The 2,565-nt window shown below is 47.2% G+C and carries 1 protein-coding gene and 1 pseudogene; one reads left to right on the forward strand and one right to left on the reverse strand.

Going from position 1 to position 2,565, the window contains the following annotated elements:
- Positions 1–507, reverse strand: a 507-nt coding sequence (locus G5S52_RS23355; protein WP_165018869.1) for an urea carboxylase-associated family protein, incomplete at its 3' end; no start/stop codon positions are given.
- A 908-nt stretch (positions 508–1,415) separates the two neighbouring features.
- On the opposite strand from G5S52_RS23355, the pseudogene G5S52_RS23360 reads away from it, so the two are divergent.
- Positions 1,416–2,565: pseudogene (locus tag G5S52_RS23360) on the forward strand (hypothetical protein); the annotation flags it as partial.

Genomic DNA, 2,565 nt, shown 5'->3' on the forward strand with positions numbered 1-2,565 from the left:
ATGAAGATTGTGATGAGTGTATGGATCGCACCGTGTGCCAATCACGTCATGTACACCAGCACCGTCATCATCCCAGCCATACCATTGCAGTGAATCATCGGTGATTGTAGCTATTGGGCGCAGATAAGGCATATTGCTCCAAAGCCTGTCGCCTGTGGTTAGGTGAGTAGCATGTAACTGGCGTGTTTTTCCACTAAAAAAGCGCTCACTCAAATTGTCGCGCTGCCAAAGGTTTAAATCTCCGACCTGAGAACCATGTAAGCAGGAAATACTAAAGAAGCTCCCAGCAGGAACGGTAAAGCATCGCACTTGTCGAGGGGGAATATCAAACAACAGTGTCCTGACAGATACTGATCTAATTGATTTATAAAAAGTTATATCAAAAACAGGAAGAGAATCAGTTTGGTAACATATAACAGGAGAGGAGGCTCTTAACTGTGCAGCATTATCAGGAGTATTGATTAGATTACTGTTGGCACTGCAAAGAGTCGACTTGGGGTCATGCATTTTATTACTCCTGACAAACAGTCAACATCAATCTGTAGGGATCAGTATAGAGTCATAAGGTAATACAAGAAAAAGTTAATAAAATCGAACATTAACCTATTGCCATAATTTTAATATGGAAATAATAGTATCATAAATTATATTCGGGATGCCTTAATTTTGATACCTTTTACTTTTAGTCTTTATCTTACGGTTTTCTGCACTTCTTATATAACTCCCATTAAATCAGCATCGATTGCTTGACTAGTTTAGTTGTCAGTTGTGGCTAGTTTTAAATGCTGGCCATGATTATATTTTGATGAATTTTATGATCGTCAAACTTTGTATTTATTAGTTTTATTTTTTAACTTATATAGGGATTGCTAATTTAAAAACTAGTCCTAATGTAATTTAGGTGGCTACCTATTTAAATTTGTTATGTGATTCTTTTGGAAGGTCAATGAAATCATAAGATGATGAAAGTGCGTACCAAAAACAGAAAGCGTTTAGATGCATCTAAAATGCATTAATGTGACATTGATCCGTATAACAACACAAAATTTAGTGTTTTGAGTACCAGAAAAGAACTAGTCAGGCATGAGTTTAGAGTTAGTAAAAATCTAATGGATAACATTATTAAAAAATGAAAAATTAAATGATTTGATAGAAAGGCAGCACTTCCATTCAAGTTTGCACATTCACTCTTACTTATATATTCAGTGTATCTGGTGTGTTGTGTTTATTTCTCTCTGGCCGATATTTTCCATTAATGACGCCTGCTAGGACGGGAAATTCTTTTTAAGGGTTAAAGGCTGTTGACCATGGAAGTCATATGAATCTGTTTGTTGAACTGCCTTAATTTGTACCAAATCCTCTCACACATAGTTGTCCAATTCGGTGCTTAGAATAATTTGCTGGGAGCAAATGACATGCGTGAATTCAAGCTCAGAACCAAATTAGCAATATTAATTTCGGTTCTGCTGGTAGTTGGCTGTGACTCAGGCGATAACGCCTTTGGTGCAAATAACCCTGATAGTGAAATTACTGATCCCGGCACAGAGACTGGCTCAACTGATGGTGGTTCTACAGACAGCGGTATAACCGACAGCGGTTCGACAGATGGAAAAACAGATGGCTCGGGGGACGATGGTTCAACCGATGGCGTAAATCCACCAAATGGTGGCCCTGGCGTTACGACAGACGGCTCAACCACAGGTACGACGGACGGTTCGACTACGGGCGGTACTGACGGCTCGACCACGGGCACCACCGATGGTTCAACCACCGGCGGCACCGACGGCTCAACGACGGGTACGACAGACGGTTCGACCACGGGCGGAACGGATGGCACCACTACAGGTACGACCGACGGCTCGACTACAGGTACGACGGACGGTTCGACTACGGGCGGCACTGACGGCTCAACAACGGGTACCACTGACGGTTCAACCACCGGCGGTACTGACGGCAGCACTACAGGTACGACCGATGGTTCAACCACCGGCGGTACTGACGGCTCAACCACAGGTACCACCGATGGCTCGACCACGGGCGGCACAGACGGCTCGACTACAGGCACCACCGATGGTTCAACCACGGGCGGTACGGATGGCACCACCGATGGTTCAACCACCGGCGGCACCGATGGATCGACCACAGGTACTACAGACGGTTCAACCACGGGCGGCACTGACGGCTCGACTACAGGTACGACGGACGGTTCGACCACGGGTACCACCGACGGCTCGACTACAGGTACCACGGATGGTTCGACCACGGGCGGTACTGACGGCTCGACTACAGGTACCACTGACGGTTCGACCACCGGCGGTACTGACGGCAGCACTACAGGTACGACCGACGGTTCAACTACCGGCGGCACAGACGGCTCAACCACAGGTACCACCGATGGCTCGACCACGGGCGGTACGGATGGCACCACCACAGGTACGACCGACGGCACCACCACAGGTACGACCGACGGCTCGACTACAGGTACGACGGACGGATCGACCACGGGCGGCACCGACGGCTCAACGACGGGTACGACGGACGGTTCGACCACGGGCGGCACCGACG

It is taken from the genome of Grimontia sedimenti (assembly GCF_011045095.1).
GTDB lineage: Bacteria > Pseudomonadota > Gammaproteobacteria > Enterobacterales > Vibrionaceae > Enterovibrio > Enterovibrio sedimenti.